The sequence below is a fragment of the Staphylococcus sp. HMSC061G12 genome, from assembly GCF_001838465.1.
Classification (GTDB): Bacteria; Bacillota; Bacilli; order Staphylococcales; family Staphylococcaceae; genus Staphylococcus; species Staphylococcus simulans.
This window is the reverse complement of sequence record NZ_KV837073.1, coordinates 578-24,355: the sequence shown is the minus strand read 5'-3', so window position 1 is coordinate 24,355 and position 23,778 is coordinate 578. Positions and strand designations below refer to the sequence as shown.

24 protein-coding genes are annotated in these 23,778 nt (G+C 36.2%); 15 read left to right on the top strand and 9 right to left on the bottom strand.

Annotated features, from left to right (window positions below):
• Positions 1–245 precede the first annotated feature (245 nt).
• The 5 genes from HMPREF2937_RS07120 (at position 246) to HMPREF2937_RS14245 (ending at position 5,105) form a co-directional block, all read left to right on the top strand.
• Entirely contained in the window at positions 246–1,883 is a 1,638-nt protein-coding gene (locus tag HMPREF2937_RS07120; protein WP_070864302.1) for a BCCT family transporter, read from the top strand.
• A gap of 174 nt (positions 1,884–2,057) precedes the next feature.
• A complete protein-coding gene (locus tag HMPREF2937_RS07115) occupies positions 2,058–2,243 on the top strand; it encodes a hypothetical protein (protein ID WP_070864301.1) in 186 nt (61 codons plus the stop codon).
• A gap of 596 nt (positions 2,244–2,839) precedes the next feature.
• On the top strand, positions 2,840–2,944 hold the full coding sequence (locus HMPREF2937_RS14250) for a putative holin-like toxin (protein ID WP_107529461.1): 105 nt from the start codon (positions 2,840–2,842) through the stop codon (positions 2,942–2,944).
• A 565-nt stretch (positions 2,945–3,509) separates the two neighbouring features.
• Positions 3,510–4,967 (top strand): carbon starvation CstA family protein, encoded by a 1,458-nt coding sequence (locus HMPREF2937_RS07110; protein ID WP_070864300.1) that lies wholly within the window; start codon positions 3,510–3,512, stop codon positions 4,965–4,967.
• Positions 4,968–5,048: 81 nt separating this feature from the next.
• Positions 5,049–5,105, top strand: a complete 57-nt coding sequence (locus HMPREF2937_RS14245; RefSeq protein WP_220453653.1) for a putative holin-like toxin — start codon at positions 5,049–5,051, stop codon at positions 5,103–5,105.
• A 170-nt stretch (positions 5,106–5,275) separates the two neighbouring features.
• Here the strand turns inward: HMPREF2937_RS14245 and HMPREF2937_RS07105 are convergent, their stop codons facing one another.
• Entirely contained in the window at positions 5,276–6,229 is a 954-nt protein-coding gene (locus HMPREF2937_RS07105) for an oxygen-dependent tRNA uridine(34) hydroxylase TrhO (protein WP_002480141.1), read from the bottom strand.
• 218 nt (positions 6,230–6,447) lie between these two features.
• On the opposite strand from HMPREF2937_RS07105, the gene HMPREF2937_RS07100 reads away from it, so the two are divergent.
• Positions 6,448–6,798, top strand: a complete 351-nt coding sequence (locus HMPREF2937_RS07100) for a GNAT family N-acetyltransferase (RefSeq protein ID WP_306807041.1) — start codon at positions 6,448–6,450, stop codon at positions 6,796–6,798.
• 50 nt (positions 6,799–6,848) lie between these two features.
• On the opposite strand, the gene HMPREF2937_RS07095 is transcribed toward HMPREF2937_RS07100, so the two are convergent.
• The gene (locus HMPREF2937_RS07095) at positions 6,849–7,769 is read right to left on the bottom strand and encodes a TDT family transporter (RefSeq protein ID WP_070864299.1); all 921 of its coding nucleotides are present in this window, start codon (positions 7,767–7,769) and stop codon (positions 6,849–6,851) included.
• Between the two features lie 137 nt (positions 7,770–7,906).
• Entirely contained in the window at positions 7,907–8,386 is a 480-nt protein-coding gene (locus HMPREF2937_RS13700; RefSeq protein ID WP_070864298.1) for a hypothetical protein, read from the bottom strand.
• A gap of 234 nt (positions 8,387–8,620) precedes the next feature.
• On the opposite strand from HMPREF2937_RS13700, the gene HMPREF2937_RS07085 reads away from it, so the two are divergent.
• Positions 8,621–8,902, top strand: coding sequence for a GNAT family N-acetyltransferase (locus HMPREF2937_RS07085; RefSeq protein WP_023014757.1), 282 nt, complete (start codon positions 8,621–8,623; stop codon positions 8,900–8,902).
• A 159-nt stretch (positions 8,903–9,061) separates the two neighbouring features.
• Here HMPREF2937_RS07085 and HMPREF2937_RS07080 read toward each other — a convergent pair whose 3' ends face one another.
• Positions 9,062–9,988: a VOC family protein gene (locus tag HMPREF2937_RS07080; RefSeq protein WP_070864297.1), complete on the bottom strand. Its 927-nt coding sequence runs from the start codon at positions 9,986–9,988 to the stop codon at positions 9,062–9,064.
• A gap of 516 nt (positions 9,989–10,504) precedes the next feature.
• Between HMPREF2937_RS07080 and HMPREF2937_RS07070 the strand changes: the two genes are divergently transcribed.
• The 4 genes from HMPREF2937_RS07070 to HMPREF2937_RS07055 all read left to right on the top strand — a co-directional run bounded on the left by HMPREF2937_RS07070 (position 10,505) and on the right by HMPREF2937_RS07055 (position 14,508).
• Positions 10,505–11,110, top strand: coding sequence for a DUF4004 family protein (locus HMPREF2937_RS07070; protein ID WP_023014755.1), 606 nt, complete (start codon positions 10,505–10,507; stop codon positions 11,108–11,110).
• Positions 11,111–11,115: 5 nt separating this feature from the next.
• Positions 11,116–11,841: a hypothetical protein gene (locus HMPREF2937_RS07065; protein ID WP_070864296.1), complete on the top strand. Its 726-nt coding sequence runs from the start codon at positions 11,116–11,118 to the stop codon at positions 11,839–11,841.
• 146 nt (positions 11,842–11,987) lie between these two features.
• Positions 11,988–13,397 (top strand): sodium:solute symporter family protein, encoded by a 1,410-nt coding sequence (locus HMPREF2937_RS07060; RefSeq protein WP_070864295.1) that lies wholly within the window; start codon positions 11,988–11,990, stop codon positions 13,395–13,397.
• The gene (locus HMPREF2937_RS07055) at positions 13,375–14,508 is read left to right on the top strand and encodes a M24 family metallopeptidase (protein ID WP_070864294.1); all 1,134 of its coding nucleotides are present in this window, start codon (positions 13,375–13,377) and stop codon (positions 14,506–14,508) included. Before HMPREF2937_RS07060 ends, HMPREF2937_RS07055 begins: the two co-directional genes overlap by 23 nt.
• Before the next feature lie 62 nt (positions 14,509–14,570).
• On the opposite strand, the gene HMPREF2937_RS07050 is transcribed toward HMPREF2937_RS07055, so the two are convergent.
• The 3 genes from HMPREF2937_RS07050 to HMPREF2937_RS13695 all read right to left on the bottom strand — a co-directional run bounded on the left by HMPREF2937_RS07050 (position 14,571) and on the right by HMPREF2937_RS13695 (position 16,353).
• Positions 14,571–14,786, bottom strand: a complete 216-nt coding sequence (locus HMPREF2937_RS07050) for a hypothetical protein (RefSeq protein WP_002480131.1) — start codon at positions 14,784–14,786, stop codon at positions 14,571–14,573.
• Between the two features lie 59 nt (positions 14,787–14,845).
• Positions 14,846–16,027 carry a YbfB/YjiJ family MFS transporter gene (locus tag HMPREF2937_RS07045; protein WP_070864314.1) on the bottom strand — a complete coding sequence of 394 codons (1,182 nt, stop codon included), beginning with the start codon at positions 16,025–16,027 and terminating at the stop codon, positions 14,846–14,848.
• A 176-nt stretch (positions 16,028–16,203) separates the two neighbouring features.
• Positions 16,204–16,353 (bottom strand): hypothetical protein, encoded by a 150-nt coding sequence (locus HMPREF2937_RS13695; protein WP_002480129.1) that lies wholly within the window; start codon positions 16,351–16,353, stop codon positions 16,204–16,206.
• Positions 16,354–16,544: 191 nt separating this feature from the next.
• Here HMPREF2937_RS13695 and HMPREF2937_RS07040 point away from each other — a divergent pair, with 191 nt between their 5' ends.
• Both HMPREF2937_RS07040 and HMPREF2937_RS07035 read left to right on the top strand, forming a co-directional pair.
• Entirely contained in the window at positions 16,545–17,624 is a 1,080-nt protein-coding gene (locus HMPREF2937_RS07040; protein ID WP_070864293.1) for an aldo/keto reductase, read from the top strand.
• 185 nt (positions 17,625–17,809) lie between these two features.
• Complete coding sequence (locus HMPREF2937_RS07035; protein WP_002480127.1) at positions 17,810–18,298, top strand: DUF4064 domain-containing protein; 489 nt, start codon at positions 17,810–17,812, stop codon at positions 18,296–18,298.
• Between the two features lie 67 nt (positions 18,299–18,365).
• On the opposite strand, the gene HMPREF2937_RS07030 is transcribed toward HMPREF2937_RS07035, so the two are convergent.
• On the bottom strand, positions 18,366–18,779 hold the full coding sequence (locus HMPREF2937_RS07030; RefSeq protein WP_002480126.1) for a hypothetical protein: 414 nt from the start codon (positions 18,777–18,779) through the stop codon (positions 18,366–18,368).
• Between the two features lie 255 nt (positions 18,780–19,034).
• Entirely contained in the window at positions 19,035–19,220 is a 186-nt protein-coding gene (locus HMPREF2937_RS07025; RefSeq protein WP_002480125.1) for a hypothetical protein, read from the bottom strand.
• 91 nt (positions 19,221–19,311) lie between these two features.
• On the opposite strand from HMPREF2937_RS07025, the gene HMPREF2937_RS07020 reads away from it, so the two are divergent.
• Together HMPREF2937_RS07020 and HMPREF2937_RS07015 are read left to right on the top strand one after the other, a co-directional pair.
• Entirely contained in the window at positions 19,312–21,363 is a 2,052-nt protein-coding gene (locus HMPREF2937_RS07020) for a Mur ligase family protein (protein ID WP_070864292.1), read from the top strand.
• Between the two features lie 283 nt (positions 21,364–21,646).
• Positions 21,647–23,778 (top strand): fibrinogen-binding adhesin SdrG C-terminal domain-containing protein (locus HMPREF2937_RS07015; RefSeq protein WP_142351411.1); only part of this gene is annotated, 2,132 nt, incomplete at its 3' end.

Sequence of the window (23,778 nt, the reverse complement as noted above, 5' to 3'; positions counted from 1 at the left end):
ATTATATAAATAACTAAGGGTATAAATTATAAAATATATATTGGAATCTGTGAAAATAAATGAAAACTTGAGGTTATCATCTTTAAGTGTCTGTAAGGCTGATATTAAATTCTCAAAATGTTTCGTAATAAAAATTAAATAATGATGTGAATGTTTTTAATGATGAATTGTGATTATGTTCTGTTTATGGTTTAATGAAACAAACGCTTATATGAAACAAGCGGGAAGGGGATTATTAATTTCACATGAAAACCAGGAAAGAAAAACATAGAAATATAGTTTATTTCACTTCGGTAGGGATTATCCTGCTGGCGACTTTAGTTGCGGGCATTTTCCCGAAACTATTCGGAAAATATGCACAGAGTACGTATGATGTCATCGCAGGGGCATTTGGATGGCTCTTCTTAGTCATTATTGTCGTACTGGATATTTTCTTAATCGCTTTAGCCGTTTCACGATACGGCCGCTTCAAACTCGGCGCAGATGACTCTGAACCAGAATTCTCATTCATGTCTTGGATTGGGATGTTATTCTCAGCAGGACTTGGTGTTGGGATTGTCTTCTGGGGTGTAGCAGAACCGCTGACACACTTCTTACATGCGCCGTTCCCAGGTGTTAAAGATCAATCTGCAGAATCTGCACGTTTAGCTATGGGATATACCTTCTTCCACTGGGGTATCTCACAATGGTCTATCTTCGCAATGGCAGGTTTAACTGTAGCGTACTTCCAATTCCGTAAGAAACGTAACGGATTAATTTCTACAGCTATGGAACCGGTCTTTGGCGAGGCTTATCCAAGACCTTTACGTAACTTGATTGATATTCTCGCAATTATCGCGACAGTTATGGGGATTGCGACATCTATCGGTTTAGGTATTATGCAAATCAGTGGTGGATTAAATCATGTCTTTGATGTACCGAATACAAATGTGACTAAAGTTGCGATTACAGTCATTATGGTATGTATCTTCTTAGGATCAGCACTTACAGGTTTAAACCGAGGTGTTAAATGGTTGAGTAATATCAATATCGGACTTGGGGCAATCTTATTGATATTCATCTTAATCTTTGGTGATTTAAAATTCGTGTTAGAATCTTATACACTTGCGATTTCAGATTACTTAACACACTTTATTCAATATAGTTTACGTATCAATCCATACACAGGTGATAACAGTTGGGTTCAACAATGGACAGTCTTCTACTGGGCATGGGTCATTGCTTGGTCACCATTTATCGGTGGTTTCGTTGCCCGTGTATCACGTGGGCGTACAATTCGTGAATTTGTCATTGGTGTATTAATCATTCCACCATTAATTTCATTCACTTGGATTGCTGGATTTGGCGGTACAGCATTGAAAATTGCATTAACACAAAATACAGGTATCGAGAAAATTGTGGATAAAGACTATTCAGTCGCATTATTCGAGTTGTTGAAACAATTCCCAATTTCAGATATCACAAGCATTCTAGCCATTGCCTTAATCTTTATCTTTATTGTGACAAGTGCTGACTCTACAACACACATTGTCGCAAGTATGGCGACAGGCGGGGTTGATAACCCTAACGTAAAAGATAAAGTTATTTGGGGTTTATTAATCGGTGCGATTTCAGTCACAATGACTATTGCAGGTGGTTTAACAAGTTTACAAACTGCTTCACTTGTGACAGGCTTACCATTCTCTATCATCTTAGTGTTGATGATCTTTGCGATTATGGGTGCCTTACGTCGAGAACCGACAAAACACTTCCAAATGTCATATATTGATGACGAAAAAGACTTCTCTATTCCATTAGAGAAACGTGAGAAAGAAATTCAAAAAGAACAAGAAGCGCAAGAACAAGCGCGACAAGAAGAAGAGAACCAACATAAAGAAGATTAAAATATAGAGATAAAGTGATAGCCGCTTCGCACGATGGGTGTGTGAAGCGGCTATCATTTTATTGTATAATTTAAATAACTATTACATATTCTAATAAAAAGTGAATGCATCTAATCAGTTAGTAGAGCATACTTAATCAGATAAAAAAGCTTAAAGAAAGAGAGAAGGACAACCATGATTAAAACGTTAAAAATCATCGCTTTTATTTTTTCAATTAGTTATTTAACCCTATTTATTACCAAGTTTGTTTACCAACCCGTTTTAAGTGAAAAGATTGAAGGTTTCGCAGCATTAATCATTATAATACTGGTTCTGGTAATTGCGGTAAGTGAGAAATTAAGTAAAAAAGACAAAGCATAAAACGTTTCGTGACAACACGAGGCGTTTTATGCTTTGTGTTTATTCCGATAGTGACTGATCCCATAAGCAATTAATATCACCCATAATAAAATATCAAAAGGATGAAGCAATGCCTGAAGGATAGACTTATGCTCAATAAATATACTATCTAGTATCTTAACGATTTGAAGTAGAATCATCGCAATGATGACATAATACAAAGGCTTTCGCTTAACTGTACAGTAAACAATGAAGCTTAAGACAACTATGGGAATAAGGATAACGCTCAGTGTATAAATCATATGTATGCATACCTTTCTTTATCTAAACTTATAAATAGCATCGTATTTAATTTATGAATACAATCACATACTCAGATATTTAACTTAGACACATACTGTCATCTTCATAAAAATATTTGTAAAAATTGCAAGTACATTTACATGTAAGTGCATTGAATTTGGTTATAAAAATAAAGAATTTTATTATGTCATAATGTAAAGTAAATTGAACCATAATATAATAAATGCATGAGAAAGTTGAATAGATGGTGGCAAATCTAATTTAAAGGAGGTGATGCCTATGGTATCGCCGAATTTAGAAAGGAAATGCCTTAAATGACAACATTTGAAGTCATAGTATTGCTACTGGCATTTGGTGAATTTATACTAAATCTAGTCTCTACTATTACGAAACTTGTTGAAAAAAGAGATAAAAAATAAGCCATCTTTCTGCTTTGACTAAGGAAATGGCTTATTTTAAAAATTTTCTATGTCACCGTCTTTTTAACGGTCTCAAAGAGTCGTGTACAAGCACGGCTCTTTTTTATTACATTTATATTATCGCACAACACGCATAAGAAGTACAACTAGAATAGTTTATGAGTTACTGAATTTAGAAAGGAAATGCTTTATGAGTGTATTTGAAGCTATAAGTATAATGATTGTGTTCTGTGATTTGCAGTTCACAATTCTAGTATTTATCTTTTTGTACATTTCTAATAGAAAAAAATAAACCATCTACAAACTTTGACAAGTCAGATGGTTTATTTTTTAACATTCAATGTGTCACCGTCTTTTAACGGTCTCAAAGAGTGTACTAGCACGATTCTTTTATAACATAAATGTATTATAAATACAATAATAAATAGTATGCAAAACCATTTCTAGCTAAACATTTCACAATCTTGTGACAAATAAAGAAATGTGGTTCAATTAAGAAAACGCTTTCATAAAGTTGTCACATCTTGAACTACAGGGAGAGAGATAGAAAAAGGGGGATTGTGAAATGATTACGTTTATTGTTTCTATCATTTTACTAATTATTGGTTATTTCACTTATGGAAAGTACATTGATAAGATGTTTGGACCGAAAACAGGGAGACCGACACCAGCACATCATCAACGAGATAATGTTGACTTTGTACCGATGAAGACATCGTCTAACTCGTTAATTCAATTACTGAATATTGCTGGGGTAGGTCCAATCTTCGGACCAATTATGGGGGCATTGTATGGACCGGTCGCATTTTTATGGATTGTTTTAGGATGTATTTTCGCGGGAGCCGTTCATGATTATTTAACAGGTATGATTTCTATTCGAAACAAAGGGGCACATCTACCTGAACTTGCGAGTAAATTCTTAGGGAAGGTCATGAAACACTTCGTTAATATCTTCTCGATTTTATTGTTACTGCTTACGGGAACAGTATTCGTGACAAGTCCAGCATTATTGCTTCATAACATGATGGACGGTCGTATTGCGTTAGGTATTATTATCTTCGTTATTTTTGTTTACTACATTCTTTCAACGATTTTGCCGATTGATAAAATTATTGGACGTGTTTATCCAGTCTTTGGAGCGTTATTGTTAATCAGTGCGGTCGCAATGGGCTTTCGTTTAATTCAAACAGGCGCACCGATTCCAGAGTTAAGTTTAAAAAATATGCACCCTGATGGCGCACCGATTTTCCCACTGTTATTCTTTACGATTACGTGTGGGGCATTATCAGGTTTCCATGCGACACAAACACCGATTATTTCACGTACTGCGAACAATGAAAAGAATGGCCGCTTTATCTTCTATGGCATGATGGTCGCAGAAGGAGTTATCGCGATGATCTGGGCAGCAGCAGGTATGAGTTTATTTAATGGTTACCAAGGTTTGCAAGGAGTGCTTGCGAAAGGGGAAGCAGCACTTGTTGTGAGTGAGGCATCTCACTTATTGCTTGGTTCTGTTTTAGGTACAATTGCGGTGTTAGGTGTGATTGTCTTACCTATCACAAGTGGTGATACATCATTTAGAAGTGCACGTATGATTATTGCGGATTACTTGAATGTGAATCAACGTTCTCTAGTTAAACGTATTATTGTCGCAGCACCATTGTTTATTATCAGTTTTGGCTTAACACAAACTGATTTCACAATTCTATGGCGCTACTTCTCATGGGCAAACCAAACAACAGCAGTGGTCGCATTATGGGTCGGCGCAATGTATCTGTTGCTAGCTAAGAAGAACTTCTGGGTAGCAGCTGTACCGGCGACATTCATGACTTGGAATATCTTTGTCTATATCTTAAGTCAGAAGATTGGTTTCGGTTTAAATTTAACGCTTAGCTATTATTTAGGTGCTGTCTTAACATTAATTTGGATTGCTTATTTCATTTATCAGTACAAGAAAGTGACAGCAGGTGTGAAATTTGAGTTAGATCATCCAATCGTGTCACAGCGAGATGCGGCAGTCTAACAAGGTGTCTTAAATAGATTAGTTCAACCCGTACGTTAATGCACGTGCGGGTTTTTTTATTGTACTGAATTTAGAAAGGATATGCCCATGAGTGTATTTGAAGCTATAAGTATAATGATTGCGTTCTGTGGTTTGTAGTTCGCAATTCTAGTATTTATTTTTTAACCTTCAATGTGTCACCGCCTTTGAAATGAGCTCTAAAGCATCGTATACCAGCACGGTGCTTTTTATTTTTATCTATATTATGACACAATTTAAATATAGACATAAAAAAGATGGGTACTGAATACCCATCGCGTTTTGAATAATTATTGGTGGACCGTTTCTTTAAAGTTTTCTAAACGGCGTTCTTTTTCCTCATCACTGAGATTGTGTTTCGCTACATAGCGATTACGTTCGTGCTCTGCACATTCTTTACAGCAAGCACCTAAATAACGGTGTTCGTTTTCTTCTGATACTAAGATTTGTTTATTACATTCAGGGTTGCTGCAGTTGATATAACGTTCGCATGGTGTACCATCGAACCATTCTTTGCCAATCACTGTTTTTTCTACTTGGTTAACATCTACACTGATACGTTCATCGAAGACGTACATTTTACCGTCCCATAATTCACCTTGTGTTTCAGGGTCTTTACCATACGTTGCGATACCGCCTTCTAATTGTGCAACATCTTCAAAGCCTTCTTTAAGTAAGAAGCCTGAGAATTTTTCACAACGGATACCGCCGGTACAATAAGTGACAATTTTCTTATCCATGAACATATCTTTATTGTCTCTGATCCATTGTGGTAAATCACGGAAACGTGTAATGTTTGGACGAACTGCACCACGGAAATGACCTAAATCAAACTCATAGTCATTACGTGCGTCTAAGACGATAGTATCTTCATCATCTAAAGCTTCTCTGAATTCTTTAGGTGATAAATATTTACCTGTTGTCTCACGTGGGTCGATATCATGTTCTAAATCAAGTGCTACGATTTCATGTCTTGGACGTACATGCATTTTCTTGAATGCATGGCCTTCTGCTTCATCAATCTTGAATGTGATATCTTTGAAGCGTTCATCTGCACGCATATGTGCAATATAAGCGTCTGTGTCTTCTTTTGTTCCTGATAACGTACCATTAATCCCTTCAGTAGAGACTAAAATACGGCCTTTTAAATTGTGTGCTTTACAGAACTCTAAGTGTTCTGCCGCATACGTTTCTGGGTCATCTATAGTGACATATTTATAATATAACAATACTCTATAATCCATATTATGATACTCCTCAATCTTTCTATCTATTTCTCATTATAAAGGAAAAAGCTAAAACCTAAATGATGCATTAGACCTATTTTTTTACCGATAAGCATTATTTTCCACTGTAATAGCTTAACAAATCATTGTAAATATGCAATAAGTTTGTTTGTGAACTTAATATTGAATGCACTAAAATAGGGTGAATAAAGCAAGAATTTTTATATACAAAGTCCTTGGAAGCTAAGTTACATTTGTTTTTCACACAAACGGGTATAATAACTATATATAGAACTTTAAATGAGGTGAGATACATGGCAGAGATTAAACATGGCAACAATAAATTTTATGTTGGTGATGAAACGAAACCAGATGCAGAAATGGATTATACAATGAACGACGATGTGATGACGATTACGCATACAGGTGTAGATCCAAGCTTACGTGGACAAGGTGTAGGTAATCAATTAGTCCATGCCGGTTTAGAGTATGCGAAAGAAAATAACTTAAAAATTGATGCACAATGCTGGTTCGCAAAAGCATTCATTGAAAATACAGATGACAAAGATATTTTGGTAAATAAATAATAATGAGCGTATAAAAGAGGCGCGTTAGTCTGAGGACTAGCGCGCTTGTTTTATGTGTTAAAGATGTGTTTTGTATAACGGAAATAGACCCACACGATGACACATCCCGCAAAGATGATTTCAATCATCGCAAGGATTCCAAGCATTTCCTGGGAAATACCAGGGAGGTCTAATTGTGTATAAAGATGATACGTTGAGGCAGCAGTAACAGCCCACGGGAAAGTCAGTGCAGCATATGCGGGTTTGAATCGTTTCTCAATGATTTGAGGCAAGAAGATAACTGAGAACACAAATAGAAATTGCGCAATGACGAAATAAAACAGAATATAGCTGACTGATAAACTTTCAGTATAAGATAGATATGCATTTAAACATAATGATGCTGGTGCACTAATAATGACTGCCATCGGTAATTGATCTTTCGGATAATAATGCCACATTCTTTCAAGTAAAATAAACGCTAAAAGAATCCAGAATAGGATAGAACTGAAATCTATCGCAAAGATACCAATTTTAGCGTAAAACGATGAAGCCGTCTCACCAATCACGCCGATACCGACAAACATTACAAACCAACTCGTATTTGGATATGTGCGGTGCTTTATAATGAAATAAAGGATAAACCAAATCATTAAAATAATATGTAGCAATACAGCACCTATCCAGAAACTTGTGAGTATTAGGTTATCAATATGGAATTGTGATTTTAAAATTGAAGCGAGTGTCATGAAACCCATAGGTAATGCAGGCATAATCGCAAAAGTATTACTGTCCTTTAATTCTAAGCCTAATGCTTTCGGAAAGCGTATCAACTTAATAAAAAATAAAACCAAGCAAATACTACCTAGAGTAGTTGCTAATAAACCTAGCCAAGCTAAGTGGATTTGAAATAAAATGTGACTAAAAGTAAATGTACCTAAAGCTAAACCGCAAATCGCGGCAGGTACGTTTTGAATCATGGATTTAAACATATATGTAGCCTGCCTATTCTCTCTCTTTGTATGTTCAAAGTATAGCACTGCTTATATGATTAAGAAACAGAGTGAAATGTAGATGATTTGAAAAGATAACAAAATAGAGAGAACCTTTTGAGTCCTCTCTATTGAGATTAATGTCCTTGCCCTTGTGGTTGTTGCGCAGGTTGGGCTGGCTTTTGTTGTTGAACAGGTTGTGGCTCTGGTTGCGGTTTTGATTGTGCTTGTTGGGGTTGTGGTTTTGATTCTGGATGTGATCCGCCACCTTCGCCAGGTTTATATTCTTTTGTTTCTTCTTTTTCTTGTTTAGGTTCAGGTTTTTCTTCAGGTTGAGGTGCTTGATAGATATGTACAGTTGATTGTTGGACCTCATGATGTACTTGTTCCTCTACCACAGGTTCTTCTGGCGCTTCTTGCTTATGTTCTTTTTTCTCTTTTTTCTCAGTTTTCTTCTCTTTTTGTTTTTCTTTATTTTCATAGTATTTCGCAGCATCTACTTGATCGCTGCTGTGATGCTTATATTTATCATAAGCAATCATTCCAGTGACAATGACAGCTGTCACAAGCAATGCAGTGACAACGACTGCTAGAATACGTTTGATAGCTTGAAACATGATGTTGGCTCCCTATATCTATAGTTTTATCTTGGTGCTTGGTGTATATCTTCATTCTAAGTTTATAGAATTGCCTTACGCTTTTCCACTCTTTTTATATTAAATGAACGTTACAATATTAAAATGAATAGAGATTAAGTAGATATTTGTCATTGTTAAATCATTCGTTGTGTTTAGAAAGAGAAGTTAGTGGTATAACTTTTATACCAACTTATTTGAAAGTGAGGAGATAGTATGGCAGAGATTAAACATGGACACAATAAATTCTATGTAGGCGATTCAGAAGAAAATCCAGATGCAGAAATGACATATGTACCGACAGGCAAAGATAAAATTATTATCGATCATACAGGTGTAGATGAAAGTTTACGTGGACAAGGTATTGCGAAGCAGTTAGTTGAAGCGGGTGTGAATTATGCACGAGAAAATGACATAAAAATTTTAGCTACTTGTCCGTTCGCTAAACAAGTATTAGAAGAGACACCGGAGTATCATGACGTCTTACTAAAAGGTTAGTCTTAGGTATGTCTTAAAACTCCTGTAATGACAAGGGTTAGTGTGTTTGAGGTAAGTGTAAAGAAGCGCTGAGATATGACGTCCCAGCGCTTCTTTTTAATGCAGTTTCACCTTGATTCCAGTCGGTGAATATTATATATAATCTTTAGATTTTCTAACTTAAATTTCTTCTAACTGGCTTTCGATTTGTTCACGTTTGTGTTCTAAGAAGTCAGGTAATGCGAGTTTGCTGCCTAGATCTTTAACATCTGTGTCGACCGTAAAACCAGGTGCTTCTGTTGCGAATTCATATAAAATTTTGTTGTTACGATAGTAGATAGATTTAAAGAAATAACGGTCAATAATACCTGAAGTACTGCCAGGCAATTGTTCTAATTTATCTAATAATGTTTCTAAAGCTTCATCAGTTGGCACACTCACTGCAATATGATGTACATAACCACGTCCAGGTTTTACACTTTGACCTTGTTCTTCAACTAAGACAAAGTCTGTATAACGTCCATTCGGATTTAATGTATAGACATTATCATCGCCAAAGTGTGCGTGATAACCTAATGTGTTGGTTAGAAAGTCAATAGTAGGTTGTAAATTGCGTAAATGTAATTCTACAGGTCCCATTCCTAAAATTTGAACTTCTTGAGGCACATCTGTATAAGGATTCGCATGCCAAGCGTTAGGAACTGCGTTGTCACCATTGACCATAAGTATTAGTTTTAAGCCATCAGGATCTTCGAAAGCTAATGCTTGTTGTCTAAGGTATGTGATAGCTTCTGTTTCAACTTGATTCTCGTTCAGACGTTCTTTGAAATAACCTAATGCTGCTTCATCAGGTACGAGTAATACTAATCGTTCAATACTATTAGTACCTGAATGATGTTTGCCTAACATTTTCATTTCAAAGAAAGTTAATAAAGTGCCTGGTGCACCTGTTTCATCTCCATAGAATAAGTGGTACATCGATGGATTATCTTGGTTCACAGATTTTTCAATTAAGCGTAAACCTAAGACTTCTGTATAAAATTGTTTATTTTCACGCGCATCTTTTGTGTACATTGAGATATGATGATGTCCTGTAATCAGCGTCATACTATCCCTCCTATTTATCTAGTATACTTTTTATACTTATATCATAACCGTTCCTTTAACATAAAGAAAGTTTTATGTTTCTTTGTATAAATTTACCCCAACTTTTGACAAAACACGCAAACCTTAAGTTTTTGCTTTGAGGATAATCGTGTTATCGGGCATAATAGAAGCAAATACCTAAGAGAAATAGATGGGGTGAAACGATGAACTTGGTGAAAATATCGCTGCTGATTGCGTTAATGTGCTTGTTAGCATTGATTGAAATGATAGTCGCATCAACCATAGGACTAAACTATATCGTGGCTGTACTCATCACGATAGTTATGGTGGTATGTATCGTATTAATCATACTCGAGATATTTAAAGGTAGAAGGAAACAATAGATAGCTAAAGAGGAACCTGATCCAGCCAGTTTGCGTATGCATCCGTCTAGGTCAGGTTATTTTTTATGGGAAAATAGCGAAAACACTCGTACATGTAACAGTGTTATGTTACATTATGATTAGGAGGATAATTATGAAAGAACAATTAATCAGCAAAAAAGACTTATTAACAGAATGTGGCATTACTTACGGCCAATTGTATCGTTGGAAACGTAAACACTTAATTCCAGATGAATGGTTCATTCGTAAATCTACTTTTACAGGTCAAGAAACGTTCTTACCTAAAGCCAAAGTCATTAAAAGAATCGAAGATATTCAACGTTATAAACATGACTATGTCTTAGATGATATGGTCAAAATGTTCGCAGATGACGGTTATGAACCAGAAATTGAATACAAAGATAATGACACCTTGATTCAGTCATGGGCAGGTTTCTTTTATCGTGAAGTCGGTAAAGTCTTGTTAGAACAATATCCGCAAGATCAAGCGGTTTATGTGGGTACTATTTTAGATGAAGTGGTAACACGCAGTATTGTCTCAATGGAAGAAGCACAAGATTTACAGGCGTTTTTACTAGAATATAGTGAAAATGATAAAGAAGCAGAATTATATATCTGCCGTAAATTCGGAATCACGTTTTATTTGCTGATTGAACAAAATACGCCGATTAAAATCGATGATAGCGTAAGAGTCTTAGAAACAATTAACATCCAAAACCTATTTAAGAAAGAAGTGTAAACATCATGAGTCAGTCCATCAAAGGCATGGGTAAGAAGCAATTAGAAGACAGTGAATATGGCGCGATTACTTTATTGGGAGAAGTTCAATTTCCTTTTGAAACCAGTGTCAATAACATTAAAATGACGGGTGAAATTACCGCATCAGACCAAGTCAATGTAAATAAAATCAAACTGATAGGTAATTTCACTGGTCGTAAAAATGTACATGTAACAACAGCTTCTATTATCGGTGAAGTTGAAGTAGAAGAAGATTTAACATTTGAATTACTTAAAGTGACAGGAACTGTTGATGTCAAAGGTCATTTAAACGGTAAAAGATTGAAACTTCTCGGGGTACTTGAAACAGAAGGTAATTGCGAAGTAGATGAACTTGAAATCGATGGTCAAGTTAAAGTCGAAGGAATGTTGAATGCAGATACTGTTGACGTACATGTGCGACAAGATAGTTATGTTCGCGAAATCGGGGGCAATGTGATTCACATACGCAAACATGATGGGGAAAAGAAGAAGTTTAAGTTTATAACTGTCATGACTTCTCAGTCAGATTCTGCATACTTGACTGCTGAGGTTATTGAAGGGGATCGTATAGAAGTCAACCGTGTTAAAGCGAAAGTCATTCGTGGCGATCATATTATCTTACACGAAGATGTGGAAGTTGAAACGATTGAATATACAAAGACCTTAGAATGCGCTCAGGCAGCACAAATCGGTAAAATTACGAAACTATAAATTGTATTTTTAGACGTATTCTTCCTTAAAATATCAGAATAATTAGATTGTTGTTACTATTGTTTTGATTTTGTGCTAAAATTAATCTTTATTCTTAAGCTAATCGTTGAAAAACGGTTAGTTTTTTATATACAGGGGGGAATATTATGGGATTTTCTGCTGAACCAATTTTAATTTGGTTCGTCATTGGTTATGGGGTATTGATGGTTGCATTAGGTTTTGTGTATTCAAAGAAAGTAGAGAGTAATGAGGACTTTATTCTCGCAGGTAAATCACTCGGGCCAGTCGTATTAATGGGGACATTACTTGCGACATGGGTCGGTAGTGGTTCTGTCACAGGCGGCCAAAACTCGCTGGCTTATAGTTTTGGATTATGGCCGGCAGTCGGCTATGCGATTCCGAGTATCATCGGAATAGGGACAATTTTTATTATTAGTTCGAAAGTCAGAAACTATGGAAAATATACTGTAGCTGAGATATTAGAGATGAAATATGGAAAGGTCGCAAGTTACTTTGCGGCAGTCATTATCATTTTAGCGTTTGTAGGGATTGTCTCGTATCAATATCAAGGACTTGGCTATGTATTACATGTTTCAACAGGTATTTCAGTAGAACTCGGTACTATTATTGCGGCAGTGATTATTATTTTACTTGCGACTATGGGCGGTTTGATGTCAGTCGCACCAACAGATGCGTTAAGTGCATTCTTAATTACAATTGCGTTGATTATTGCAGTACCTGTCGCAATTGCGGTCGGTGGCGGCTGGGATACTATTTTGTCGAATGTACCGAAAACACATTTGAAACCAATGGGAACATTAACTTTTGTTCAAATTTTAGGTTTCTATATTCCAATGTTGTTCTTACTGTTAGGTGATCAGAATATTTATCAACGACTAGCGTCATCTCGTGATAATAAAGTGACACGTATCGGTACGATTGGGTGGATTGTCGGTTTATTAATCGTGACACCACTTATTTCATTGCTCGCATTTATTTCTCGTTCGATTTTCCCGAAAATTGAACCAGGTATGGCTTTGATTGCGTTAACGAGTCAATTGCCGATTGTGATTGGCGGTGTGCTCATTGCAGCACTTACTGCGTTTATTACTACTACAGGAAATTCATATTTATTATCTGCTGCGACAAGTGTCATTTATGACTTGTTCGGGGATAACTTTAAGTATAAGCATGAAAATAAGATGTTAATGATGACAAGAATTCTTGTACCGATTTTAGGTGTGATCGCATTCTTATTAACAATGTACTTCCCATCAGTGTTATCTGTTCAAATGTACGCTTATACCGTATACGGTGCAGGAATTACACCGGCATTATTAGCAGTGTTTATTTATCCGAAAGTCACGAAAGCAGGAGGCCTTGCTTCAATGGCAGTCGGTTTAGTAACAACACTGATTTGGGAACTTGGTTTTGTTCAAAGTACAGGTATTAACTCTGCGTTAATTTCTGTGCCGCTGGCGATTATTGTGTTAGTAGTTGTGACATTATTTACTTCTAAAGGAGGCAACCAACGTGAACTTGAAACAACGTCTTGATGCGTTTAGAGAAACGATGAAACAACAAGACATCGATTTAAGTATTGTAATGAATTTTGAGAATCAAATGTATTTTACTGGCTTTAAAGCTGTCATTTATTCGCGTCCGATTATTTTATTTATTTCCCAGGAAAACATTGAAGTAATTGCGCCGAAACTAGAAGAAGCGCATTTCAGAGATAAAACGGGTATTCAAGATATTTATACGTATACTGAAATTCCAGTCACAGATGATGTTCCGACGCATTATCAAACAGTCTTTAATGACTTATTAGAAAAATATCAAAATGTCTCAACGATTGGGATTGAAACAGGCTTCTTACCCACACAATTTTATTTAGATATTGTGAGTCATAACTTTAAAGTGAAAGATATCGGTCAAGCATTAGTAGAACAACGAACTTATAAATATGAAGATGAACAACAAGCTATTAGAGAGAGTGGAGAAATTGTCAGTCAAGCCGTGGCGCAAACGATTGAACATGCGAAAGCAGGTTTGACTGAAATGGATATTGATAACTTTGGAAACAGTTATTTATTCGACACGATTTCTCAAAACTATCCAGATGCGGAATTTGGATTTTTTGTAATGTCACCTTCAGGTATCAAACGTTCTACAATGCCACATACATTCTCTAATACGAAACAAATTCAACAAGGTGATGTGATTGTACATAGCCGTCAATTAGAGTTGAATGGATATCGTGCAGAATGTGAACGTACTTTCTTTGTTGGCGAGCCGACTGATGAACAGCGCCATGCATTTGAAGCGATGGTTGAAGCGCATAAAGCTGCGTTAGACTTTATTGAAGTGGGTGTAACCGCAAATGCGGTCGATCAAGTCGCAAGAACAATTCTTGAAGCGGAAGGTTATGGTGACTATATCAGCCATAGAACAGGTCATGGTATAGGTATTGGACAACATGAAGAACCCTCATTGCGCTTTGATAATGAGCTAGAGTTAAAAGAAGGCATGGTCTTTTGTGTAGAACCAGGTATTTATATTCCAGGCGTCGGCGGCTTCAGACATTCTGATACGGTTATCTTGAAAAAAGAAGGAACAGAAGTTGTCACAAACTATCCGCATGACTTAAAAGATTTGATTAAATAAACAATGCATAATTAAAAACCTGTGCTATCGTGTGATGGCACAGGTTTTTCAAGTTTCAATGATTATTTGCTTCGTTCTCGTAATAATAGACCAAGTAATGAAAATGAAAAGACCGCAAAGACAATATTCATAATAGATAATACTTCAATAATGACGATGTCTTTACCTAAACGTTCAAACGCTCTGTTTTGAAGTTCTTGGTCTGTTGTGAAGCTGTCTTCACTAATACGTGGGTCTTCAGTTAAATCTTCTTTCATTCTTTGTTTTACAAAAGGCATTGTAACATCCTCCTTTGTTAGTAGTTACATTCCCTTTTGATAACCAGACAAAACTTTACTTACTGAATCGCTTCCTTGTTCAATGCACGATAACTGATCCAGCTGCTGATGAGACCGATAATTAAAATAGCTGTCGCAAATAACAATGCTGCATTATAATTGCCGGAATCTCCAATAAGATAGCCAGACACAAACGGCGCAATCATTTGGCCGATACTGTAAATAACAGTTAAGGTAGCGATAAAGTTAGACTTACCGCCTGTCTGAAGCATCAACATTTGCCCCTTAGACATGAAGAGTGTTGTTAGACCTAAGAATGTACTGCCGAAAATTAACGAGCTGATGATTAAGCTGACAATATGGTGTGAAAACACTGGTAAAGCGACACTGATGATTTGTAGACCAAATGCCATATAAGTTGCTTTACTATAATCCATTTTCTCCGCAATCATTGACCATACTACTGTAGAAGGGATAGCCCCTAAGCCGACAAACATCCAACTGAGTGCTGCATATTCAGAGAAAGCAGGGATTGATTTAATGATTGCGACTAAGAAAGTTCCGGTAATAATATAGCCTGCACCTTCACAGAAATAAGCAATAGAGAACCAGCGCATAAATGTTTTGTTGAGACGGAAGGGTGTCTTAGAAGTCTCTTTATGATGCGCTTCAACATTAATATCTGGGTTTTCTCGCATAAAGAAAATAACCAATAAACTTAACGCTAATGAAAAGAGGCCAAGGATAATCCAAGTCATTTTCCATGAGTTGACGTCTGTGTAGAAGAAGACAAAAATACTGCTTGAAAAGAGTCCGATACCAACAGCGCTATAGAGTAAACCTGAAATACCTTCTTTATGTGCTTGTCTTAATGCTTCTAATACGACGTTAGAGGCTAAGACAAAGACTGTTCCGCTTGTGAGTCCAGCGATTAAACGCAATATGGACCATAAAATGAAATTTGAGGTAAACCCCATAAAAATTGTAGAAAGCACGTTTAATACTAAATAAATTTTCACATCAACGACTTTACTTTTAATAATCCAAAACATCGGAATAATCGCACCGATTAAATAACCGAGATAGTTAATCGTCGCAAGTAAACCAGCCCCTTTACCATCCATGTGTTCTGCTTGCTGCATAAACGGTAAGATAGGTGTATAGGCAAATCGACCGATGGCCATTACAATAAATAATGATGCCATCCCGAGTAATAACTGACGATGTGCGTGTTGTGACATGGCATTCACCCCTGAAATTTGATAGATGACCTCATTATACGCCTCAATAGACTTTAATAATAATGATGATTCTTGATGTTTAACATAAGTAAAAGTTATCATGCTTATAAAAAATAGACCACTTTCTATTGAAAGCAGTCTATCTATAGTTAAAGTAGGGTTGTTAATCCAGTTTATTATTTCTTGTCTTCTTTTTTATCGTCTTTGTTATCTTTCTTATCTCCGCCTAATTGATCTTTAGCGAATTCTTTACCTTTTTCAATATACTCATCTTTATGTTCGTTTAAGTGATCTTGACCTTTTTTCTTAATATCATCAAAGTTCATAATCAAATTCCTCCTTAAAAATTAAGTACAGTTATGTGTTACCCCACGTATAGAACGTGAAACATGTTAAGCGTAATTCTTTTTTAATTATCGTACACTGCCTAATTTTATTATAGATTTTAAGCATATAACATTTAAAATTCTTCTTTAAAGGGAATTACATTATTAAGTATTAAAGGAGGAGACAGATTATGGATTATACAACACTTGGTAATTCAGGATTAGTCGTTTCGAAATATGCGTTAGGTTCAATTCCATTCTCCGCAACGAATGGGTTTGAAAATGCAGGAGGAATGACAGATAAAGAAGTCGCATACTTTATAGATTATGCTTTAGAACAAGGTATTAACCAATTTGATACAGCAAACCTTTATGCGAAAGGTGATGCAGAAATTGCGTTAGGAAAAGCAATCAGACATCACAGAGATGAAATGGTCATCAGTACCAAAACAGGATTCCCATATAACGATATCGCAAATAATGTCGGTGCATCTCGTTTGAATATAGAGCGTTCAATCGACCATTCTTTAAAACGTTTAGGTACAGATTACGTTGATTTATATTACATTCATACATGGGATGGACAAGTTCCGGTAGAAGAAACAATTCAAACGATGAATGATTTAATTCGTAAAGGTAAAATTCGTTATTGGGGTGTATCTAACTATAGTGGTTGGAATTTAGCCAAGACCTATACACTGGCGGTAGAAAATAATATGGCACCGCCGATTGCGCAACAAATCTATTACACGCCTGAATCAAGAGAAGCGGAATATGAATTGTTGCCTGCAGGTACAGAATTAGGTGTCGGCAACAGTATCTGGTCGCCTTTAGGTGAAGGGTTACTTACAGGTAAGATTACCCGTGATAAAAAAGGCGAACCCAATACCCGTCAAGGTGATGGATGGGCTGAGCCTTATGTGAAAGATCATGAGCTGTTCTATCGTTTAATAGAACTTGTACAAGAAATAGCACACGCACACAATGCGACAGTGCCACAAGTGATTTTAGCTTGGTTGAGAGAACGACCAAACGTGGATTCAATTGTCTTAGCTGCACGTAATCAAGCACAACTGAAAGAGAATATTGCATCTTATAATCTGAAACTTACAAAAGAAGAACATCAAATGATTACGGATTTAACACAGCCACAACCGATTTATCCACTATGGCATCGTGCGATGAATTCAGCTGCACGTGGTTCTGAAGCTGAAAAAGTATATTTAGAAGAATATAACCGTTTAATGAATCATAGCGATACGTTACTTTAAGTCAGTGAAGTACTGTAATTTAAAAAAGAATTTTAAGAAACAAACATTTGTATTTATTGAAAATGTAAAAGATGTTGAAGATTTTAAGTAGACTATGGACGTATAACTCATGTATTAGTATACTAATGATAATTGTAAGCTTATAAAATTTTTAACAATACTAAAGAGATAGGGGAGGGTTTTATATGATTAAACGAACAGGTGAGCATGTCTTAACATGGATTGGTGTCGGAATCGGTGCGTTAATCGTATTATTTGTGGCTTTAATGGTTCCATTAATGCAAAGTGATGACTTTGTAGCAGGTATGCAGCAAAGTGATGCCAGCTTAACGTATGAAGAAATCTCACAAGTAGCTTCAGGTATGCAAGTACTCGGTACTTTCGTATTAGTGGCTAATGTAATTGCGGTGATTTTAGCTATTGTCGGAGGCATCTTCATTAGCAAGAAAGCTAAAGCAGCAGCTATCTTATTATTAATCGCAGGTATCGTGGCATTACTATGTAACTGGATTTCAGCGATTCTTTGGATTATCGCATCTATCATGTTATTCAGCAGAAAACCAAAAGCAGCTTCATTAACTCAAGATGGTTACTATAACTATGATAAAGCGAATGAATTCGCACAAGAACGTTCACATGAACGTACAAGAGAAGAAGATCCATATAAATACTAATTCAATCAATATTTAAGCCGTCTCATACAGAGGCGGCTTAATTTCATTTAAAATGAAATTATTGATTCTAATACCATAAATTTTTCTCAAAGCGCAGAATGAAAACGACTAAGAAGATGAAGATAGTGTGACCTATCATCCAAACAATATAATCAATCCAGTGAAATTGGTAGATTGGGTTAATAGACCAAGTAATAAGTGAAGGATAGATAACAGCGAATAATACGATAATAATTAGAATACCTGCTGGATAGACGTAAGAGTCCCGGATGGCTTGAAAGACGACATATATCATTGTGGTAAAGACAATATGTAAGATGAATTTAAGCCCAAAGCTCACATCAAAAAAGCCTGGCACAAAATCCACATTTAATAATAAACTTGCGAGATGGTGGGTATAAAATAAATCAGTCAGGCTGAATAAGCCGAATAAAAAGACAGATAAAATTAAAATGGACATTGCGTGGTACAGTACTTTCATAAATGACGCCATCCTTTATTAAGAGGTAAGTTTTATTGAGCGTATCATACTTTTAGTAGATTTAGAAAAGTTAAAGTGAGAATAACGTCAGTAATATAAATGTTTATTAGGTGGCATATAACTTAAAAAATTGGCAACCTATTAAACATGTGGCAACGATGGAAGTAAGGAATACATACACAGACTTCCAGTTGCACGACACACATTGACTTTGAATATGATATAGTTACGTTAATTATTTACACCTACCGATAATTAGAAAAAGAAGTGAAGTAATCTGTACAGCGCAAGTCCTAAAACAACTAATAGAACGATGAGTCTGGGTTTGGTAAAGAGTACACTTCTCTTTGGTTTTTCTTCTTTGTCAGGATCATAGTTTCTTAATTCTTCTTCTATTTCCTGATTAATCTCATCTAGACTTTTATCTTTCTCTGTGGTCATTGCTGAAAGCCTCCTGTAAATTGTTAAGATTATCTATACAATAAACCATAAGGTTGAAGCAATGCAAAACTATTACTTTTTGGAGGTCATCATGTATACATTAGAAACGATTGCACAAATCTTAGATACAGAACTACTTGATGCACAAGAAAAGGAACAAAATCCTATTGATGATTTTGAATATCAAATGCTGCATGTTAAGTCAGAATCAACCGCATTCATCTCTATCAGTGAAGCATCATGGAAACAATATTTAAAGAAATCAAAAGTGATGAAAGATGGTAATGCGCAAATCCCAAAAGATGTTTCAAAGATTGGTTTGATTATTACTGAAACCTATGTAGAAGATTTAGCACATCAAATTCCGCAAATTGTAGTGAGAAATGCGATTAAAGCTATGAAAATATTAGCCTTCCATATTCGAAAACATTATCATAATCCAGTCATTGCGTTAACAGGCTCCATGGGTAAAAGCTCGACACGCTTAATGTCAAGTGCGGCATTACAACCTTATAAAGTCCAACAAAATAGAGGGAACAGTAATACACGTAGTGCCATTTATTTGCATATGTGTAAATTAGCGTCTAATCCAGATATTGCGGTTTTCGAAACGTCTTTAAATGCATTGAATAATCGTGGAAATATGGCTGAAGTATTGAAACCACAAATTGCGATTGTCACAGGGATCGGCTCTGCACATCTATCCACTATTGGTTCAACGGAAGAAATTGTAGCTTTCAAATCAAGGATTTTTGCGGGATTAAATCAAGACGGTATCGCGATTTATAATGGTGACACACTCCATCAAAATGAGCTGAAACAAGCTGCATCAACTCATACTAAACATGTATATCGTTATAGTACTGAAGATAATTCAGCAGACATTTATACGACACAAATCAAACCTGTGAAAAAAGCAGTAGAAGTGACAACGAATGATGGTTATCAATTTGAAGTGCCTTCTGTCAGTAAGGGCATGGTTGAGAATGCTTTGGCAGTATTATTAACGTTGAAACATTTGAAAGTTGATGTAAAACAACACTTGAAACAGTTAGCGCAAACTCAACTTTTTAAGAAGGTCTTAGAATTCAGACCTGTGAAAAGTCTGCATGAAGAAGCTACGGTACTTGATGATACGCATAATGCTTCTTTGCCTGCAATGTTGAATGCGATTGATGCGTTTAATTCACAAGCGCCATTCTTTAAAGGACATAAAATTATTGCGTTAGGTCAAATCAGTGATTTAGGTGAGCAGACTGACCGCGTGCATGCTGAATTAGTGCCTGCCTTAGAACAGTCTGAAGCGGATTATATTTTATGTATGGATCAACCATTACGTAAAGTAGTGAATAAAGTTAAAGGTAAACATATTACGTGGTATCACAATAAAGATTTAATGTTAAAAGATTTATGTTATTTGATTAATCAAGATGCTTTAGTGTTGATGAAGTCTTCTGTAACTCAAACAGAGTTTCCCAAAGTCGCAAGTCAGCTTCAAAATGCTTTGCTGCATTATGAGAGAAGCGGGGACGAAGAGAAGCATTTTGAAGCGGCTGCTAGCCAAGGGCGCGCATATCTTATTTATAATTTAGAAACTGATCAGATTGAAACGCAATCTAATCGTTATGGTTCAGCCACAATAGAAGGTTTGACACCGATTATTTACTACCTAGATGCAAAACAACGAGAAGTTCAAAATTATACGGTTACTCTCAATCAATGGCCCACAAACGATGACACTTACTATGAAGGTATGCAGCTTTCGTGGGGTGATCTAGTAGAAGCCATGACTGACGCACCACATCCATCGTTAGTCTATCAATTAGCACACGAACTGTATCCAACGCATCAAGCAAGAAAAAAACATGTGCAAGAATTGGTTAAACAATTAAAAATGTCTGATTCTGTAGCGATTAACTTAACAGGGCGTTTCAGAATGAAAGAGCGTCAAACGTTCAGTGTAGATGACTTACTCGCCTTATTAAAATATAGACAAAACCAATTATTTGAGAATGATAAAGGTGGAATAGTCATTGGTGAATACGGTCGTCATGGCATTTTAAAAGAAGGTAAGCAAGTTATGATTTTCACAGGATTTGAAAGTGAAGATGAAGCAAAATCATATCTATCAAGAAAAGTCTGAGGTTAGCCTCGGACTTTTTATTTTATTCTCAAAATGGGTTTTGAATTAAAATGTGATTTATGGTAAAACTATATTAGTTTTAAAATAATCGGTAGGTAATTTATAAATAAAGATGAGTTCTATATAAATATAAATCTAACCAATTGTATGGGATTAATCAAACTTGGACAAAATGTGTCTGAAAAATAAAAATATTGTCAAATTAATGCAAAATTGTTTATTTGTTGCGCACTTGTGTAACATAATAGGGTAAGGCCTTACAAAAATAAGTAGGAGGGATTTCTTGAATAATCAAGACTTTTTCAACAAACGCAATCGTTATTCAATTCGTAAAATCACTGTAGGGGCTGCCTCAGTTATTGTAGGGGCAACATTATTTGCGAATGCGAATGACGCACAAGCCGCAGAAAATACTACAAGCGGTGAGACAACGAACGTCACTACAACTACAGAGTCAACACCACAAGAACAAACTCCGACAACTGACACAAAAACACAAAGCACAACGACAACTGAAACAACAGCTACACAAGATCAAACACCAGCTCAAGATACATCAGCAACAAATACAACTGATGCAAAAGCAGAGCAAACTGTAGCAGGGGAACAAGCATCAACTGATTCTACCCAACAGTCGACAGAGACAACTGCACCAAAAGCAGATGCACCAGCAACTACAGAAACAAAAACACCAACAAATGAAACAACTGCAGATACAACTGCGACTGAACAAAATACAACAGCTAAAGAACAAGCACCAAAAACTGATGCTCAAACAACAACAGATACAAATACAGCAAACACAACTACAACTGAGCCGAAAACAACTGAATCAAATACTGACCAAACAGTTGATAAGCAAACATCAACAACAAATACATCAGCACAACAAGAATCACAATCAACTCAAGATGCTCAACCAACACAGGAAAATGCATTGAATACTTCAACACCTGTTGCGCCAGTTGAAGCTCCAACAACAGGCACAAATGAAACAACAACAACTGGTGATACAGCTGCACAAAATGCAACAGCACCAGCTAATGAAACAACAACACAACAAGCGCAATCTGTTGAACCACAACAAGATGCACAAACAACTGCACAAGCACCAGTATCAGATGCTGAACAACCAGCATATGATCCAAATGCAGCGCAATTATCTGATGCAAACGCTACTACAGCAGCAACAGTAGGTGACACTTCAAATACAGCTGATCCAGCAGATTTGAATAAATCAGTACAAGATTACTCAAATCAAAAAGATAGTTCTGAAGTACTTGCAGCACCAACAAATACAACTGCAACACGTTCAACTGAACAACCTACACAAGAAGGAACTGCACAAACATTTGCACTAGCGCAAGCAGCACCGACTGGCAACAATGTTGATGGAGACGTAACAGCTTCAAATATTCAAATCGGTCCAAACTCAATTCAAGCGAACGATAGTGAATCAACATATATGTCAGCTGATTTAGCAATTGCTGACAGTGTTCAAGCTGGAGACTACTTCAATGTTCAATTCCCAGAGTACTTGAACTACTACGGAAACAGTACACCAAGCAGTTCTAAAATTCCTGACTTGATGAATGGTACTGAAGTAGTTGCAACAGGCGCATTTAATCCTGATTCAAACTCACTAACATACACATTCTCTGATTATGTTAATAATCATGATAATGTAACAGGTCATTTTGAAATTCCATTATATGCGGATAGACAAGCTGCGCCAACAGACGGCACATACCCAGTAGAAACAAATGTAGCTGGTGAAACATACAGTACTGATATTGATATCAATTACAGAACTTCAGATTCACCATACCCATCAAACGTAGATAGCTTTATTACTACAACTGATAGAAACACTGGTGAATATAGACAAATTGTATATGTAAACCCACAAGGTAAACAATCGTATAATGCGACAGTGAACTTATACAATTATTGGCCAGATACAGCTGACGGCACACCAGCTCAAAGTTCAGCACAATTAAATCCAGATGTGACAAACTTCAAGATTTACGAAGTGAGAAATGGTGAACAACTGAACCCAAGTTTCTACGTAGATGAAAACAATCCAAACTTGGTAGACGTTACAAATAATCCAGATGCGATTTACAACTTCAACCCACAATATTCAGTAGATGAAAATGGTGGAGAAGTTCTATCACTAGATTTCCAAGACTTAACTTCAAACGGAAGTCGTTATATTATTGTTTTAGATAGCGTGGCTCAAGACGGTTCACGTGAACAAATCAAAACAAGATCAGAAATGATTTCAGATGCGACAAATGATGGCCAAGGTCATACTTACTACACATGGGATAACTACAACGTTTACAATAGTGGTTCTGGTGAAGCAGACGGTGACGATACAGATGCAGATGCCGACGCAGATGCAGATGCAGA